Source organism: Pedomonas sp. (assembly GCF_036515995.1).
GTDB lineage: Bacteria > Pseudomonadota > Alphaproteobacteria > Sphingomonadales > Sphingomonadaceae > Pedomonas.
Window position 1 is genome coordinate 25004 of record NZ_DATBUP010000038.1, and the last position, 15715, is coordinate 40718.

The following is a 15715-nucleotide window of genomic DNA, read 5'->3' on the forward strand; positions in this document are numbered from 1 at the left end:
CAAAATTCAACTCGTCACTATCCCCGCCTAAAACAAACGGCACAACGAAACCTGCAAGTGGTCGTCGCTATGTGAGCACGGGGCGTCATTCGGCCCGCCCACCTGATGAACACGGCAGGACAAGAACCGCGCAAGGTCTACTGCATTTGGCCAGTGTCCCCGCCTCAGCAGGAGAATCCCATGTTCATGACCCGCCGCAAGCATGTGCCCAACGTCAACGAGGTCGTTGCCGACTGCCATAAGGCACATGAGGACCACATTTCGCAGTTCAGCCGGACAATCATGTCTGCCCGTGTCCTTGATGAGGACGGCAACATGGCCGGTGTCATTGCCATCTCGGCCCATGAAACGTGGGACGAGATCAACCACTACGTCTATCAGGATCCCTACACCCTCGCGGGCGCGTATGCGGAAATTAAGATCGAGCAGATTGATTGCTACTTGCTCGATGCCGGTTATGCCCGCGCTCCTGAGTGGTTCCTCGAGCGCCACCCGGATCTGAAGCCGCGCTTTACGGCTGTGGAGCGTGTCGGCCGCCGCTAGGCCGGGCCGCGCCTCAGGCGTGCCTGCCGCGGACACGCGAGCACGCCGTTATCCGCTCAAAGTACGAAAAGGATGGTGACGGATGCCGACCAGGCTCTCACCTCAGGAAGGTGGCTGTCGCCATGCGTGATCAATTGCGCCCGCTGCGCCAGCCCGTCTTTGCCATGCTCTGGTCGGCCACGGTGCTGGCGAACCTTGGCTTCTGGCTGCAAGACATCACCATGAGCTGGCTGATGGCCGACCTGACGGTCTCCCCGGCTCAGATCGCACTTCTGCCGGTCGCAACACAGTTGCCGATCTTTCTTCTGTCCCTGCCCGCCGGGGCGCTGGCGGATCGCACCGACTTACGTCGGTTCTTGCTGACTACCCAAACCCTCATGATCATGCTCATCCTCGGTTTTGCGGCCACGCTTGCGTTTGGAGCGGTATCGATTGGCACGATCTTGCTGTTTGCGTTCGCCAGCGGCACCTTGATGGCAATTTCGGCTCCCGCTCGTCAGGCCGTTCTTCCCTCCATCGTGGAACAGCAGGACATTCGCGCCGCCGTAATGCTCAGCGCCATCGGATACAATGCGAGCCGGGCCGTCGGGCCGATGATTGGCGGGATCCTGCTCGCCATCTTCGGGCCATTTCTGGCCATGCTTTCCTATGCGGGCAGCTGCATTCTCGTCGGACTCGCCTTGCTGAACTGGCGCCCGACGACCAGCCGCCAGATACCCAGCACCAGTTTTGCGGGCGACATGATGGCCGGCACCCGCCATGTTCTGTACCGGGCTGACCTGCGCAGCGGACTGCTCGCGACGTTCGTGTTCTTTCTGCTCGTCAGCCCCGTCTGGGCGTTTCTGCCCCTCATTGCCAAGGGGTATGCCAAGGAACAGACGGAAATCTTCAGCCTGTTTCTGATGGCGATCGGGACAGGCGCGGTCATCGGCGGGTTCATCAAGAAACTGACAAGCAGCGCAACCTTCAGCCAGACACTGCGCAACGGCGTCTGCATTACAGCGGTCGGCATGGCCCTGATCGCGGGCGTCAGCAGCATTGCTCTGTCCCTGCTCGGCTTCTTCATCGTCGGATTGGGCTGGATCGCGGTTGGGGGCGGCATCAATGCATTCGTCCTGACAGAGGCCGACGCAGCCTACAGGGCGCGCGCCATCTCGTTCGTCATGATCATCTTTGCGGGTGGCCTTAGCCTCGGCAGCCTCCTCTGGGGACAGGCCGCCAGGCACATCGGTGCAAATGGTGCCATGCTGGCCGGCGGAGCACTGCTGTGCATGCTGGCCGCCTATGTTCATTTCCGCCCGCTAAGTCCGTCGCGCTCGCTCGCAGGGTGAACGCGCTGGCCGAAAGTCATTCGGCTCGGGCTGTGCCAACGATAGCCTGAGCCCATGAGCGATCGTTTTTCCATCGATATCAACGGCTCGGTCCATCATTTGACCGTACCTGGCGAAATGCCTCTGCTGTGGGCAATCCGTGACCTCGCCGGACTTACCGGGACGAAGTACGGATGCGGCGTTGGCATATGCGGTGCCTGCACGGTCCTCGTCGATGGCGCGGCTGTGCGGTCCTGTACCATGCCGGTCAGCGAGCTCGGCGCATCCAAGGTCGTCACGATCGAGCATGTCGGCTCAGCGGGCCTTCACCCGGTGCAGAAGTCATGGGTCGAGCACAACGTTCCCCAGTGCGGGTATTGCCAGCCAGGCTTCATCATGCAGATCATTGATCTGCTGACCAACTCTCCGGGCCTGACTGACGAAGAACTGATCGCGTCCATCACCAACATCTGCCGCTGCGGAACCTATACCCGCATGCCCGAGGCAATCGCGGATGCCCGCAAATTGATGCAAAAAGGGGCTGCGTGATGGAATTCGTATCTCTTAGCCGACGGGAGATTCTGGCGGCCTCCCTGTTCGGCGCAACATTTGCTCTGGCAATGAAAGTGCCGGCTGCCGTTGCAGACCCCGCCAGAGCCGCCACCCAGATCCAACCCTTGCTTGCCATTTTACCATCAGGGCGCGTCCAGATCACGGCCCTGCTCGCGGACATGGGGCAAGGCGTCTACACATCATTGCCGCTTATTCTGGCCGAAGAGCTTGACGTTGAATGGTCGCAGGTTGAAATCCAAATGTTCAACTCGACCATGGAAACGCCCGCCGCCAAGGAGCCCGGCATGTTCATCGCGGCGAGCAGCCGGTCGGTGCGCAGCTGGTTTACCCCGCTACGGGAGTGTGCGGCCCGCGCCCGTTCCATGCTCGTGCAGACCGCCGAGAGGCGCTGGAAGCTTCAGCCCGGCCGCTGCAAAACGGCGCTGGGCTTCGTCATCCATCCGGACGGGCGAACCAAGCTCTCATACGCCGAGCTCGCAGCAGAGGCCGCCAAGCTGCCCGTACCGGCAGAGGTCACCCTCAAGCCTGCGGCGGACTACCGGCTCTTCGGCAAGATCAAGGACCGCCGGGACGTGCCCGACAAGTGCACGGGCGCGGCACTCTATGCATCGGACATCAAGCTGCCCGGGCTGAAGTTCGCATCCGTCACGCACGGCCCCATTACGGGCGGCAGACTGGTCAGGTACAACGAAGAGGCCGCCCTGGCACTGCCGCGCGTCAACAAGCTTTTCGTCATTGATCAGAACACCCTGGTTGCTGTTGCGGACGACACCTGGAGCGCCATGCGGGCCCTGGAGGCCGCTGCTCCGGAATACGAACTCGCGCCGGATGCCGATCTCGACGGCTCGCGCCATCAGCGGGAGCTTCAGGATGCATTGGCTCAGCCGGGACGCGCCTTTGACGTCAATCAGGATGCTGCTGTGCCTCAAACGGCCAGGAAGGTCAGCGCGCGCTATGAACTACCCTTCCTCGCACATGCCACCATGGAGCCGATGTCGTGCACGGCATGGCATAAGGGCGATACATGCGAAGTCTGGGCCCCCAGCCAGGCCGTGTTCCGTGCGCGCGAGGTGGCGGCAAAAGCGGTAGGCCTGCCGGAGTCCGCCGTCGTCGTTTATCAGACCCTGCTCGGCGGCGGATTTGGGCGACGCTCCGAATCCGACTTCGTGCATCAGGCAGCCCTGATCTCCAAGACAATCAACGCCCCGGTTCGCCTATTCTGGTCTCGTCAGGAAGACATGCAGCGGGATTTTTATCGGCCGGCCTATGCCTTTCAGTTCGAGGGCGAACTGAGCGCGAACGGCGACATTACCCGATACAACGCTAAAATCTCCGGGGCATCGATCATGCGCACGCGGATGGCGCTGTTCAATGGCCCCAACGCGCCGATTGACCCCACAGTGCGCAGCCAGCTGGTGCCGAGCATCTACAAGCTCGGCAGAACGCAGGCCGCCTGGAGCGAGGTGAAACCGCCGGTTCCCGTTGGTTACTGGCGCTCGGTTGCCCACTCTCAGAACACCTTTGCAGCTGAGAGCTTTATCGACGAGCTGGCCCACGCGGCGGGCATCGATCCATTCAAGTTCCGCCGGGACCGCTTAACCGATCCGCGCATGGCCGCGGTTGCCGACAAGGTTGCCGAGCTCTCGAACTGGTCAGCCCCGCTGCCCCCCGGGCGTGGACGCGGCGTGGCTCTGGTTGCCTGCTATGATTCCTACTTTGGGCAAGTCATCGAAGCGTCCGTTGAAGACGGTGAAATCCGTATCCATCACGTCACCAATGTGATCGACTGCGGCCTTGCCGTACAGCCCGACAACGTGATCGCGCAAGTCGAGGGTGGCGTGATATTCGGCCTGTCCGCTGCTCTTTATGGCAAAGTCAACTTTGATGGCGGATATGTCTCGGAGACCAGCTTTGGAGACTATCGCGTGCTGACGCTGGCGGAAACCCCGCCAATGACGACCTTCATCCTGCAGACAGACAATGCGCCAGGTGGCGTCGGTGAGACGTCAACGCCGACGTGCGGCCCGGCCCTGCTCAACGCACTTCATGCCGCAACCGGGCGTCGTCTGCGACACCTTCCGGTCGCCGAGGCCTTTTCCTGAAAACGCAGTTTCGACGTGACGAATGCCTCCGGCCTTAGCGGTACGGGGGCGTTCTTTTGCCCTGAGCGAATGGCGTGTGCGCATCCATTGCGTGCTTCCGTTCCGCGCTCCCTGGCCTCGCCCGCAGAACGGACGCGATCAGGTTCGATACAAGCCGCCTGGGCTCCTGACTGTCATAAATTGAAGGCGAAATTGCTGCGGTGTCTCAGCCACAGCCGACCCATCCGTTACATCGACAATTCGATGGAGGTTTCTTTTGATTATTCTCTCCCAGGTTGCCTGGAGCCCCGTCAACGCGGCCCAGTTGCACGCGCATCTGAAAATCGCCCGGGCTGATGCGGCGCGTCAGTCCACAACCGCCCTGGACCACGCCCCCCTTATCCTTCTGCCCCACAGCCCCGACATCGGCACCGAAGCGGAGGCATTTGCAGCCCTGTCGGACATTGCCAGAGACCTGAATGTTTACCTGGCGGGGTCTGCGGTCCTGGCGGAAGCAGCTGGCTTGGTGCCTCAGACGCTGGGATTTTTGTTCGATCCCAGTGGCGAGCAGCATCTGCGCGTTGGCAAGATTACGCCGGATCTGGTTGAGGGCTTCGGCGAAACGAAGGCGCTTCCAGCCAAGGATGCAACATTCCCGGTTGCCCGCCTGCCGTTTGCCAGCATCGGCATTCTGCCCGGCGAAGACATCCTGTTCGCGCAATACGCACGCGCCCTTGCATTCCACGGCGCAGAAATCATCCTGAACCCCAGCATTGAACGCGCTGATCGCCATACGACGATGCGCCGCAACTCTCGCTACGGTCGCGCCACCGACATTTGCGGCTACGTTGCATGCGCCACCCCGCGCAGCCTCGTTCAGGCGGGCACCGAGGTCAGCCTGCCCACCTCGACGTCCATCTTCAACTGGGAATGCGAGCTCATCGGCGCACAGGGCGGTGAGGATTTCATTTACTACGACCTCGATATCGAGACCCTGCGCCGCCGCCGCGCGACGCCGCAGAGCAGCATGCCCGCCATCGTACGCGCCAACCTTTACGGCGCTGGCTACAAGGCATGGGCCGAGGCTGCCGGTGCCCTGCCTGAGCCTCAAAGCCGCGCTGAATGGCTGGAGGCTGCCCAGCAGCGCCTCAAGGCCGAGGCTAAGCGCTGCGGCCCGAAGCGTGAGAAATACGAAGAGCAGTATGATGTTCTCGCCATGCAGACTGTGCCGCGCCTGGTGCCGCTGGGCATTGACGTCAGCGAAGCCCGCCGCATCATGATGCGCAACCTCGACGATAATCTGGCTCAGGCCGGCGCTCGCGCCAACCTGCCGTCGGTCCGGCTCGTCGTCTTCCCGGAATTCTGGCTGACCGGCCCTGGAGGAATCGGCGGCATTCAGCGCACCGTGCAGGACATGGAGAAGATGGCCATCACCCAGAATGATCCGATCATCGACCGGATCAAGGAGTTCGCCAAGACCTACAAGTCCTATGTCGCTTTCCAGAACTTCGAATGCCATGAGAAGCTGCCGGGCCGCGTCTTCAACTCCGCCTTCCTGGTAAGCGATCAGGGCGAGCTCGTTCACACGTATCGCAAGATGCAGTGCGCGGATGTGTGGGGCTTCCTGCCTGACACCACCCCCGGCAGCATCTACGATCAGTACATCGAAGCCTTCGGTTATGATGCCCTGTTCCCGGTGGCGGACACGCCGATCGGCATGATCGCCAACATGATCTGCTTTGACAACATGAGCCCGGAAATCGCCTATGGCCTGCGTCGCATGGGTGCAGAGGTTATCCTCCACTCCTCCTCTGAGCCGCACGGCGCCGAGGGTCGCGCGCCGTGGAACAATGCCCGGCAGCTGCGCGCGTTTGAAAACTGCGCCTACGTGGTGTCGGCGATGGACGGCGGGGAGCACGTCTCGCCGGATTCCGAGCATCTGACCTTCTTCCGCCGTGGCCACACGCGCATCATCAACTTCGATGGGACGGTACAGGGTACGGCCGACGGTCCGGGACCGATCCCCTTCCGCGGCCATATCGACCTGACCGCCCTGCGGCGCATGAGGGCCGATCCGCGTACCAACTTCGCGATCTGGAACGATCAGGTCGCCTATGCAGACATCTACAATGGCGAGGTCGGCTTCCCCAACAACCTTTGGGCCGAGAAGCCTTACGAGAACCCCTATCTGGGTGCGAACAAGCTCCGCGCCGTGATCAACAGCTATCACGAGCGAGGCATCTACATCCAACCCAGCAGCGAAATCGGTGCGGACCGCTACCGCACGTCAGACACGGTGTGAGGTCATGTCCATGAAACTGTCTGTGCTCCTTGCTATCGCATTAGCCGCGACTCCGGTCGCGGCAGGTGCCACCAGCCCTCAGGAACTGGCCAAGGGCAAGGCGCAGTTCCTGCGCTGTCAGGCCTGTCACGCCCTGCTGCCTACGGACCCCAAGCGCATCGGCCCCAGCCTGAACGGCATTATCGGCAAGCCGGCCGGCAAGCAGGAGGGCGTTCGCTACAGCAAAGGAATGGCTGAGGCCGATTTCATCTGGACTCCCGAGAAGCTCGACGAATTCGTGAAACGGCCCCGGGAAATGATACCCGGCACATCCATGGTGTTTGCCGGGATCTCTGATCCCGCTGCCCGGAAGGCTCTGATTGCCTATATGCAGAGCATCAAGTAAGCCAGAATAAAGCCCCTGATCCGAAGTCAGGGGCTTTTTTTTCAGGGCCGACGCTGTCTCAGCCTAGCCCGGACGAACGCTGCCAGCGCGTCCAACAGTTATGAGGCCGCCTATTGGTACGGTGCCACCTGAAGGCCTTGGTCTGCCTGCTGGCGCGCATAGCCCGCCCCATCGTTCAGGGACGCCTCGATCATCCGCCCCAGACGCCCCACGGCAGTGGCAAGCACGTCCTTGTAGTGGGCGAGCTTTTGATCTTCTCCTGGCTTCACGGACTTGATGCGAATAACCACTGCACCGACCACATTGCCATTCACCCAGACTGGCGCCGCGACTGCCGTGTGGGCTTGGATATTCAGAACCATGCACTGGTTCTGGCGGGCTTCCTCGATCTTCTCCCGGACACAGTCCTCACTGAACCCGTAGCGTGCCATGACTGCGGTTTCGGTCCTGAGCGCAGTCTCGGTCAGCCGTTCACGCGTTTCATCGTCAGACAGGCCAATCAGCAGATAGCCCGATGCGCTGCTGAGCAGGGGCATCTCCGCGCCCGGACTTTCCCGCCGCTCGATCATGGAGGACATGCGATCCGTCAGCGCCTCGATCACCAGGCGATCCCCGGAAAGTGACAGGAATGCCAAAGGCCAGACCAGTTCCTGATGCAGGCCCTCCAGAAACGGATTGACGACAGACGACAGCCACTTTTCCTCTCGATAGCCGTAGGTCAGGTTCCGGACGTCCGGCGTGACCCGATAGCGCTCGTCAGAATCCGATCGCGCAACATAGCCACAGTCGGTCAAGGTCGTCAGGAACCGAACCACCGTGGGCCGCGGCAGACGGACGATGCGGCTGAGTTCGGAAGCGTTCAGGCCATTGTACTGGTTGAGCACCCGCAGGATGGCCAGGGCCCGATCCAGAGCCCGGATGCGGTAACGATCACCTTCGCTCATTGGGTCCGTCCTTTCCGCGACAGATTCAGCTCATACATCTGGCGTGCAGCCTGCTGGAGAGGTTCGAGAAAACTATTCACCGCCTGCGCCATTGACATCGCCGAGCTGAAGTAGCGCACGGCAAGGGCCGCAACGACCTCGTCGTTCTCATTGCGCACAGGCACGGCCAGTGCCGTCTGCCGCACCTGAGGGATGGTACAGTGATCGTACCCGCGCTGGCGAATGAGGTCGCCCGTGGCGGCAAAGCTTCTGCCCAGCATGTCGGCAGCAACGGCCCGGTCACCGCCAAGGCCAACGATGTACTCCATGATGGTGTTCTGCTTCTCGGGCGACGAATAGGCGAGCAACACGCGACCTGACGCCGTATCCAGCATCGACATGTTATAGCCCGGGCGGATTACATTAAAGACAAGCGGGCTCTGCTTGTCTGTTGTCAGCCGGACAACAACCGCGCCGCCGACATGCTCGCTGACCGAAAGCGGCCACATGATCTCGCGACCGAGATCGCGCACGACCGGGTCAGCAACTGTTCCGATCCAGTCATCATCATAGCCATGACTGAGTGTACGGACGCGCCGCGTCACGTCATAGCGGCCGTCAGCTGTGCGAACCACATAACCGGTGGCTTCCAGCGTATAAAGGATGCGGTATGTCGTTCCCCGCGACAAGCCCGCAGCGGCTGCAATTTCCCCCAAGGAGGCGCCGTTGCCGTGCACCATTCCGTAATTGATCAGCCGTAGAACTTCCAAACCCCGCGCTACAGACTCAACTTTCAGCATTTTTCGGCTCCACTTACGTGCAAAGCCGGCCATCCCTGCCCTGTATTTGAACTCAAAATCTTTTAGCGCAGGCCAAGTCTTGATGCTTGTTACCCGAGCTTGATCAGACAGGGGGCCGATCACCAATGCAGAAGCATATGCTCCCTATGCAACTCCACGCTAACGCATCCGTCAGATCTGCGGAAGTCAGGCTTTGCCCATTTTCTCCAGAATTTCGAATGCTGCGCGCTCTCCGGTGGCGGCAGCTGCCTCCATGCCGGGCTCAACGTCGCGGGTGTGTTCACCTGCGAAGTGCATTCTCAGCCAAGGCTCTGAAATCGTTGAACCAAACTCGGAGACCTGACCTGGCTTGAAGAGGTGCTTGTTGCCAGTAACATATGGATTGGCACCCCAGCTGTGCATTCCCGCAAAGGAAATTGCCCCCTGCATGGACGGACGCAAGCGGAACAATTCGCTCATCACGAAGGAAACACCGGACTGCAGACCCATCTGGTCGATGGCGCGGGCAGTCTTGCCGTTAACCCAGACGTTCAGCCACTCGACTTCGCCAGAGTCGCCCTTATTAGCAAACACCCGCTCGATCGGGCTGTCCGTGATCAGGCCGGGGTCTGCCTTGTCCTCTTCCCAGTAGGGCCGCGTTACCTCAAAGAAGAAATTTGTAGTGCCCATATACTCGGAGTTATTGATCGACTCTGCACGTGGGCCGGTGGGCGTTGGCGTGATCTTGATTTTCGAGAGCGCCGTGAATGGCACGGCGGAAATCACATACTGGCACCGAATGATGCTGCCGTCGACACAGGTCACCGTGCAGCCTTGCTGCGTCATGTCAACGGCAACAACTGGCGCATTTGTGCGAACCCCGCCTTTCAGCCCTGCCGCTATTGCCTGCGGCAATCGATCCGATCCGCCGCCAATATAATGGAAATCCGCCCCCCCTGCCTCATAGACGGAGTTCTTCTGCCCGCCGGCTGCACCCCAGCTGCCCAGGGATTGCAGCTCCTTCATCTGAAACAGGGCGGAGGTGGACGCGAGCGTCTCGACGTTGCTGGTAATTTCGATCAAGCGGATCGCCTCGTCGGACAGGCCGCAGTCCCGGTAGAACCGATCGAGCGGAATGTCCCATTTGAGCTCGCTTTTGTCCCGCCATGCATCCAGTATCGGCAGCTTGCCGAACCTGTTTATCGCGTTCTGCTCCAGCTGCACGGGCAGAACATCCCGTTCCCAACCGGTTGTTCGATTTGCCCGAGAGTTCGTCCAGTCTTTGGCTGCACCAAAGACGCCGTTGATATGAAACGCCATGCCGCCACGCCGATGCGGCGCCACCAGCGGAACATTGAAACGATCGGCAAGCGCGCGGATACGCCCGTATTCCGGGCCGATTGTCGTGGCGCCGCATTCGTAGGACCGATTGTTACGGCGTAGAGTGCGCAGACGCCCCCCGATATGAGACTGCGCCTCCAGCACCATGACGGATGCACCAAGGTCTTCCAGATTGACGGCAGCATTAAGCCCGGCAAGACCCGCGCCGATGACAACGACATCGACCTTTTCGCGTACGAGAGAAGCTGCGGAAATGGCAGGTGCTGCAAGAAGTGACGCCGGCACCGCAGCCAGAAATGTACGGCGGTTGATACTCATGACCCATCCCCTGGCGAACGCAATTCGAAGGCTGAGCATGACATCTTGTGCCCGCTGGGCACCTGTCGGAACACGGGGGTGTTTACTATGCGAGCACTTGGCCCCCTTTGCGTCTCGCGGAATGAACACCCGGCAACGCCGGGGCTGTGTCAGCCAGTGGACTTCGGCCATTATGGTCGCTCAAGTTGCAACCGAGGACCGGCATGTCTGCATCCATTACCACGACCGTCGCATCGGCCGTCGCGATCGCCCTGATCGCTGCCGGCTCCTACATCGCCGCGGCCCGCATGGGCGCGTTCGAGTTGTCAGAGCAGGAACTTCGCGACCGGTACCAGCTTCCCAATTCCAAATTCGTGGATGTGGATGGCATCAATTACCATTACTTGGACGAAGGCCAGGGTGACGTCGTCCTGCTGATGCACGGCTCTTTTCTCAACCTGCGGGACTGGGATGACTGGGCCAGGGCTTTGGTCGGCGCCGGCTATCGCGTCGTGCGCTTCGATCGCCCGGCATCGGGCCTGACCGCGGGCTACACCGCCAAGGGCGCCGGCTACGCGCGGGAAATCGCGCTGCTCGATAGTTTTATCAGGACGCTCGAACTCGAGAAACTGACCCTCGTTGGCACCTCGAGCGCCGGCGTGGTTGCCCTGAGCTATGCAGCGGATCATCCGGATGTGGTCGATCGCCTTATTCTCATGAACTTCCCGCTCGGGCACTCCCGCATCGGCTCGCCCGCCAGCATGGAGACCGCCCGCAAGGTTCGCAGCGTCCTCAAGCGTTATCAGCCTGAATACTACACCCGTCAGCTGCTGCGCACCAATCTGGTCGATCACAGCCGCATCACGCCGGACTTGGTCAAGCGGATGACCGACTTTGCCAACCGGAAGGGTCTGCAGGAAAATGCCGTCGCCGGTTTCAAGAACGGGGCGCAGCTTAGCGAGGAGCAGCGCCGCCAGTCACTAGCCCGCCTGACCATGCCGACCCTCGTGGTCTGGTCCGATCAGAACCGCATGGTCACGGTAAAAGACGGCCGCGAGGCGTTCAACCTCATCCCAGCCGAGCAGAAAACCTTCGCAACCCTCTCCAACGCGGCCCACATGGTGCCGCTGGAACAGAGCGAGGCCAGCGTGCGGATCGCCATCGATTTCCTGCAGGCAACGCCAGTCCCGGCAGATCAGGCTTCCTGATACGGCGGGCGACGGGCCGTCCCATGGGACGGCCCCGGTGCTCGGCAGATTGGAACTTCCCGAGCTCAGGTCAGCTCGTTGAACTTCCTTTCAAAGTCCCATACTTCCTCGAATCCAAGCAGCTTGCTGAAGTCGCCGAAGGGGTAAAGCTCGATCCCATCCGACGTCTGGCCATTTTCCAGCAGGTCCGCATAGGCGCTCCGGAGTGCTGCGCCCGCTGCGAGAAAGCCGATGGCCGGGTGGATTGCGATACCGTAGCCGATTTCTGCCAGACGCTCGGCTGACAGCAGCGGTGTCCTGCCGCCGTTGACCATGTTCGCCAGTAGCGGAGCCCTGATCTGCTCGGCCGCCATAATGATTTCTGATTCGCTTTCCGGTGACTCGATGAAGATGATATCAGCACCGGCCTTGGCGTAGGCTTGGCCGCGCCGGATGGCCTCCTCGATGCCCATGGATGTGCGGCTGTCCGTGCGCGCGATGATCAGCAGATCATCGGAGCGGCGCGCCTCGGCGGCAACGGTGATCTTGCGCATCATGTCTTCCATGGGAATGACGCGCCGGTAGGGGGTGTGCCCGCACTTTTTCGGGAACTCCTGATCCTCGATCTGGATGGCGCTGACACCCGCGTCTTCGTAGCCCTGCACGGTATGGCGTACGTTCAGGAGACCGCCGTAACCGGTATCCGCATCCGCAATGACCGGTTTGCTGGTGCGCTTGCAGATCTGCGCGATCCGCTCGATCATATCCCGATAGGTCGCAAGACCTGCATCCGGAATGCCCAGGTAAGATGCAACCGTGCCGTAACCCGTCACGTAGAGGGCCTTGAACTCCATGGCATCGGCGATCCGGGCAGAGATCAGGTCAAAGACGCCTGGCGCGACGATGAACTCCTTGTCCGCAAGTGCCTGTCTCAATCGGGAATCCGCCATGTTCTCGTGTCCTTCCTGGCTTACAGCGTCATCAGAACGCCAGAGTTCTTGAGATGGTCGTTGATGCCAACCTTGCGCAGGCACGCATAGAGCGTTGCGGTGTTCGAGCTGACAACAGGAACGCCAAAGGTCTCCTCCAGCTCGACGATGAGCGGCAGGGACGGAAAATCGGTGCACGTGATCAGCAGCGCATCGGAGCCTTGGACGAACGTCCGCTCAGCCAACGTGCGAATGTCCGCCAGCGGGGTTTGCGAAATCTTCGGGATATCAGCCGCGCCATTGACGCCGAGCCCCAGTCCCTCGATTGCCAGCGGCTCAAGTCCGTGCGCCCGCAGGAACTCGGCCTCATGGTCGTTTGGGACTTTATTGTAGGGCGTGATGACCGAGATGCGGGCAGCCCCAAGGCGGGCGAGGGCCTGGACGATGGCCGCTGCGGTCGTGACCGCCTCGACGCCTGTGCGCCCTTTGATGGCCTCGGGCATGCTTGACGCTGGTGTGACCATGGAACCGGCCGTGCAAGCATAGGCGATCACATCCACTCTTGCCTGCGCCAGCAGACGGACGTTCGCGTCCAGATCGCGCTGGAAGGCAGCAACCTCTTCGGGAGTATGGGGCGGCGCATGCAGGGGCATGCGATGGGCGTGAAAGGTGACCCCGGTCGGCATCATGCGGGTCCATTCCGCTTCATTGACCGTGTTGGTCGGCGGCGTGATGAGGCCGATCTTTGCCCGATTGCTGTATATCGACTGATGGCGCATGGCCGGCACCTTTGGTCCGTGGCGGGGAGAGCCGCAGCCAGCTGCGGATGTTCTCTGTCCCTACCCTGCCCGGCGCCGGCCGAAGCGGCGGAAATTCTAGCCGTTCAAGAAGCGGGCAACGACGGCCGCCTCCTCCGGCAAGGCACCGCTTATTTCCCCGACCTGGGCATTGGGCAGCAAGGCTGCCAGCTCGCTGGCGGCTGCCGCAATGTGCGGCGGATCGCCTGCGGACTTGATGAACAGGGAGGAGGCCGCCACGTTCACGATCCGCTCGGTTGTCCGGTAGGCAAAGGCGGCGCGGTAGGGCTTGTGGTAGCTGGTCAGGTTCTTCAGCACATCCAGGGCCCGCTCGTGCAGGTCGGCAGCACCCGGCACGGCGCGGTTGGTGAGGCGGTGCTCGGGATCTCGCTTGAAATAGGGCGAATGCAGCGCCTGATCGCGCACGAAATTGAACGCCCACACGAACTGTCGGCCATAGTCGTCAAAGTCGCATTCAGGGGCATAATGCTCAAGGCGTGCGTTGCGGGTCGCCTCGTCAAAGTCGCTGATGCCTCGGAATACCACCCGTCGCACCCGGTCGGGCCGCAGCAGCGCCACCTCGCACGCAATGCGCGCGCCGGTGTGCATGCCGTAGAGATCCACTGTCTCCAGCCCCAGCGCGTCCATCACCCGCGCCATGGCATCGCCGAAATATTCGATGCCAGGCGCATCCATACCCGCGCGGGGCGGGGCGGAATCGCCGTTGCCCAAGGTATCGAGCGCGTACATGTCCGCCGCACAACCGGCCTGGCGCAGCGCCTGCATGACCGGCATCAGTCCGCGCGAGGAATTGGGCGAGGGATGGAACATCATCAGCGGATGCCCCTCCCCCGCCAGTCTTCGGTAATGGACCAGTCCTTCCTCAATCCGCACAAAAGCACGATCGATCAGCGGCTGGGTCATACCTGCATCCTTCATGCTGAGAATGTGCCAAACAGCTCGATGGCTTCGCTCTCGCTCACCACCTCTGCCATCTTCGCCTGCATGTCGAACAGGTTCTGCTCGTGCGGCCGCACGTCGCGATCACCGCAGGCCTCGCGGATCACGAACGGTGCAAAGCCATTGCAGAGCGCATCCAGCGCCGAGGCGCGCACGCAGCCCGAGGTCGAGAAGCCGGTGATGAACACCGTATCGATGCCCGCTGCACGCAGGGTCGACGCAAGGTGGGTTGCAAAGAACGCAGACGGATACTGCTTGGTGACGATCAGCTCGTCGTCCGCCGGTTGCAGACTCGGCGGGAATGCCCCCTCCGGGCTGCCCTTCACGAACGCCTTCAGGGCAGGCACCTTCTTGAAGAACATGCCGCCGGACAGCCCGCCCGGCTCATATTCAACATTGGTGTAGATCACCGGCACGCCTGCCTTGCGGGCAGCATCCACCAGCCGCACATTTGACTCCAGCGCAGCTTCAACGCCGGCATAGAGCGGCGACTTCGGATCAAGGTACGCCATCACCACGTCGACGATGATGAGAGCCGCCTTCTTGCCCGGGGCGACCCGACCGCCGAAGCCGGCGCTGGCATAATCGGAATCAAGGTTTCCCGCGTCACGAATGGTCATAGTGCTTTCCAAGTTCCACAAGCGATGAAGCGCCCGTAATCCGATTAAGATCGGACAAACTGGCAATCTCTGCCTCCAGCGCCACCGTCGAGCGGTTCGCCTTCAGCGTCTCCAGAAGGCCTGGGGCCATTTTCACGAAGCCGTGCATCAGGAGCAGCGGGTGAAGCGCAACGGCAAAGCCCATTGCCTCAAGTTCCACGCCCTCCTTGGTTGCCGTCACGCCGCCTTCCACCAGATTGTGAACAAGCGGTGCGCGCGCACCGAACACTTCGCCGACCCGGCGGGTGTCAGCAAGCGTGCGGGGGCCTTCAACGAAAATCAGGTCCGCGCCCGCTTCAAGGAAGCGCTCAGCGCGCTCCATGGCTGAGTCGAAGCCTTCGACCGACACCGCATCGGTACGGGCGATCACGAGCATGTGTTCGCGTGCATCCAGCGCCGCCTTCACGCGGCCAACCGCCTCGGCCATCGACACCACGGTCTTGCCCGCCATGTGGCCGCAGCGCTTGGGAAAGCCCTGATCCTCGATCTGGATGGCGCTTGCACCCGCCCGCTCGAACGCGCGCACAGTGCGCTGCATGTTCAGCGCATTGCCGAAACCGGTGTCGCCATCCACGATCAAGGGCAGGCTGACCCGGTCCCGGATCTGGCTCACCGTGTCGGCCGTCTCGCTGGCGGTGATGAGTCCCAT

General features: G+C 61.5%; 15 protein-coding genes. 7 read left to right on the forward strand and 8 right to left on the reverse strand.

Annotated elements, in window-relative coordinates; translation table 11 throughout:
- The first annotated feature begins 180 nt into the window (after nucleotides 1–180).
- The 6 genes from VIG90_RS03325 (at nucleotide 181) to VIG90_RS03350 (ending at nucleotide 7194) form a co-directional block, all read left to right on the forward strand.
- Nucleotides 181–543 (forward strand): YciI family protein, encoded by a 363-nt coding sequence (locus tag VIG90_RS03325; protein ID WP_331592017.1) that lies wholly within the window; start codon nucleotides 181–183, stop codon nucleotides 541–543.
- Between the two features lie 122 nt (nucleotides 544–665).
- On the forward strand, nucleotides 666–1874 hold the full coding sequence (locus VIG90_RS03330; RefSeq protein ID WP_331592018.1) for an MFS transporter: 1209 nt from the start codon (nucleotides 666–668) through the stop codon (nucleotides 1872–1874).
- Nucleotides 1875–1928: 54 nt separating this feature from the next.
- Entirely contained in the window at nucleotides 1929–2402 is a 474-nt protein-coding gene (locus VIG90_RS03335) for a (2Fe-2S)-binding protein (protein WP_331592019.1), read from the forward strand.
- The gene (locus VIG90_RS03340) at nucleotides 2402–4528 is read left to right on the forward strand and encodes a xanthine dehydrogenase family protein molybdopterin-binding subunit (protein ID WP_331592020.1); all 2127 of its coding nucleotides are present in this window, start codon (nucleotides 2402–2404) and stop codon (nucleotides 4526–4528) included. The genes VIG90_RS03335 and VIG90_RS03340 overlap by 1 nt, the downstream gene beginning before the upstream one ends.
- A gap of 256 nt (nucleotides 4529–4784) precedes the next feature.
- Complete coding sequence (locus tag VIG90_RS03345; protein WP_331592021.1) at nucleotides 4785–6809, forward strand: nitrilase-related carbon-nitrogen hydrolase; 2025 nt, start codon at nucleotides 4785–4787, stop codon at nucleotides 6807–6809.
- Nucleotides 6810–6819: 10 nt separating this feature from the next.
- Nucleotides 6820–7194 carry a c-type cytochrome gene (locus tag VIG90_RS03350; protein ID WP_331592022.1) on the forward strand — a complete coding sequence of 125 codons (375 nt, stop codon included), beginning with the start codon at nucleotides 6820–6822 and terminating at the stop codon, nucleotides 7192–7194.
- 110 nt (nucleotides 7195–7304) lie between these two features.
- On the opposite strand, the gene VIG90_RS03355 is transcribed toward VIG90_RS03350, so the two are convergent.
- From VIG90_RS03355 to VIG90_RS03365, 3 genes are all read right to left on the reverse strand, one after another.
- Nucleotides 7305–8138, reverse strand: a complete 834-nt coding sequence (locus VIG90_RS03355; protein WP_331592023.1) for a helix-turn-helix domain-containing protein — start codon at nucleotides 8136–8138, stop codon at nucleotides 7305–7307.
- Nucleotides 8135–8917, reverse strand: a complete 783-nt coding sequence (locus tag VIG90_RS03360) for a helix-turn-helix domain-containing protein (RefSeq protein ID WP_331592024.1) — start codon at nucleotides 8915–8917, stop codon at nucleotides 8135–8137. The genes VIG90_RS03355 and VIG90_RS03360 overlap by 4 nt, the downstream gene beginning before the upstream one ends.
- A gap of 186 nt (nucleotides 8918–9103) precedes the next feature.
- Nucleotides 9104–10555, reverse strand: a complete 1452-nt coding sequence (locus tag VIG90_RS03365) for a flavin monoamine oxidase family protein (protein ID WP_331592025.1) — start codon at nucleotides 10553–10555, stop codon at nucleotides 9104–9106.
- Between the two features lie 203 nt (nucleotides 10556–10758).
- Here VIG90_RS03365 and VIG90_RS03370 point away from each other — a divergent pair, with 203 nt between their 5' ends.
- Entirely contained in the window at nucleotides 10759–11742 is a 984-nt protein-coding gene (locus tag VIG90_RS03370; RefSeq protein WP_331592026.1) for an alpha/beta hydrolase, read from the forward strand.
- A 65-nt stretch (nucleotides 11743–11807) separates the two neighbouring features.
- Here the strand turns inward: VIG90_RS03370 and VIG90_RS03375 are convergent, their stop codons facing one another.
- The 5 genes from VIG90_RS03375 to VIG90_RS03395 all read right to left on the reverse strand — a co-directional run.
- Nucleotides 11808–12671: an isocitrate lyase/PEP mutase family protein gene (locus VIG90_RS03375; RefSeq protein ID WP_331592027.1), complete on the reverse strand. Its 864-nt coding sequence runs from the start codon at nucleotides 12669–12671 to the stop codon at nucleotides 11808–11810.
- Between the two features lie 20 nt (nucleotides 12672–12691).
- Entirely contained in the window at nucleotides 12692–13429 is a 738-nt protein-coding gene (locus VIG90_RS03380; protein ID WP_331592028.1) for a maleate cis-trans isomerase family protein, read from the reverse strand.
- A 96-nt stretch (nucleotides 13430–13525) separates the two neighbouring features.
- On the reverse strand, nucleotides 13526–14371 hold the full coding sequence (locus VIG90_RS03385) for an alpha/beta hydrolase (protein ID WP_331592029.1): 846 nt from the start codon (nucleotides 14369–14371) through the stop codon (nucleotides 13526–13528).
- Nucleotides 14372–14382: 11 nt separating this feature from the next.
- Complete coding sequence (locus VIG90_RS03390; protein WP_331592030.1) at nucleotides 14383–15027, reverse strand: isochorismatase family protein; 645 nt, start codon at nucleotides 15025–15027, stop codon at nucleotides 14383–14385.
- On the reverse strand, nucleotides 15014–15715 hold a 702-nt coding region (locus VIG90_RS03395), incomplete at its 5' end, for an isocitrate lyase/PEP mutase family protein (protein ID WP_331592031.1). The genes VIG90_RS03395 and VIG90_RS03390, both read right to left, overlap by 14 nt.

Excerpts from the sequence above, each read along its gene's own strand:
- VIG90_RS03335 (WP_331592019.1), top strand. The coding sequence starts at position 1,929 with ATGAGCGATCGTTTTTCCATCGATATCAACGGCTCGGTCCATCATTTG.
- VIG90_RS03385 (WP_331592029.1), bottom strand. The coding sequence starts at position 14,371 with ATGACCCAGCCGCTGATCGATCGTGCTTTTGTGCGGATTGAGGAAGGA.
- VIG90_RS03390 (WP_331592030.1), bottom strand. The coding sequence starts at position 15,027 with ATGACCATTCGTGACGCGGGAAACCTTGATTCCGATTATGCCAGCGCC.
- VIG90_RS03325 (WP_331592017.1), top strand. The coding sequence starts at position 181 with ATGTTCATGACCCGCCGCAAGCATGTGCCCAACGTCAACGAGGTCGTT.
- VIG90_RS03375 (WP_331592027.1), bottom strand. The coding sequence starts at position 12,671 with ATGGCGGATTCCCGATTGAGACAGGCACTTGCGGACAAGGAGTTCATC.
- VIG90_RS03365 (WP_331592025.1), bottom strand. The coding sequence starts at position 10,555 with ATGAGTATCAACCGCCGTACATTTCTGGCTGCGGTGCCGGCGTCACTT.
- VIG90_RS03355 (WP_331592023.1), bottom strand. The coding sequence starts at position 8,138 with ATGAGCGAAGGTGATCGTTACCGCATCCGGGCTCTGGATCGGGCCCTG.
- VIG90_RS03360 (WP_331592024.1), bottom strand. The coding sequence starts at position 8,917 with ATGCTGAAAGTTGAGTCTGTAGCGCGGGGTTTGGAAGTTCTACGGCTG.
- VIG90_RS03370 (WP_331592026.1), top strand. The coding sequence starts at position 10,759 with ATGTCTGCATCCATTACCACGACCGTCGCATCGGCCGTCGCGATCGCC.
- VIG90_RS03330 (WP_331592018.1), top strand. The coding sequence starts at position 666 with ATGCGTGATCAATTGCGCCCGCTGCGCCAGCCCGTCTTTGCCATGCTC.
- VIG90_RS03340 (WP_331592020.1), top strand. The coding sequence starts at position 2,402 with ATGGAATTCGTATCTCTTAGCCGACGGGAGATTCTGGCGGCCTCCCTG.
- VIG90_RS03380 (WP_331592028.1), bottom strand. The coding sequence starts at position 13,429 with ATGCGCCATCAGTCGATATACAGCAATCGGGCAAAGATCGGCCTCATC.
- VIG90_RS03350 (WP_331592022.1), top strand. The coding sequence starts at position 6,820 with ATGAAACTGTCTGTGCTCCTTGCTATCGCATTAGCCGCGACTCCGGTC.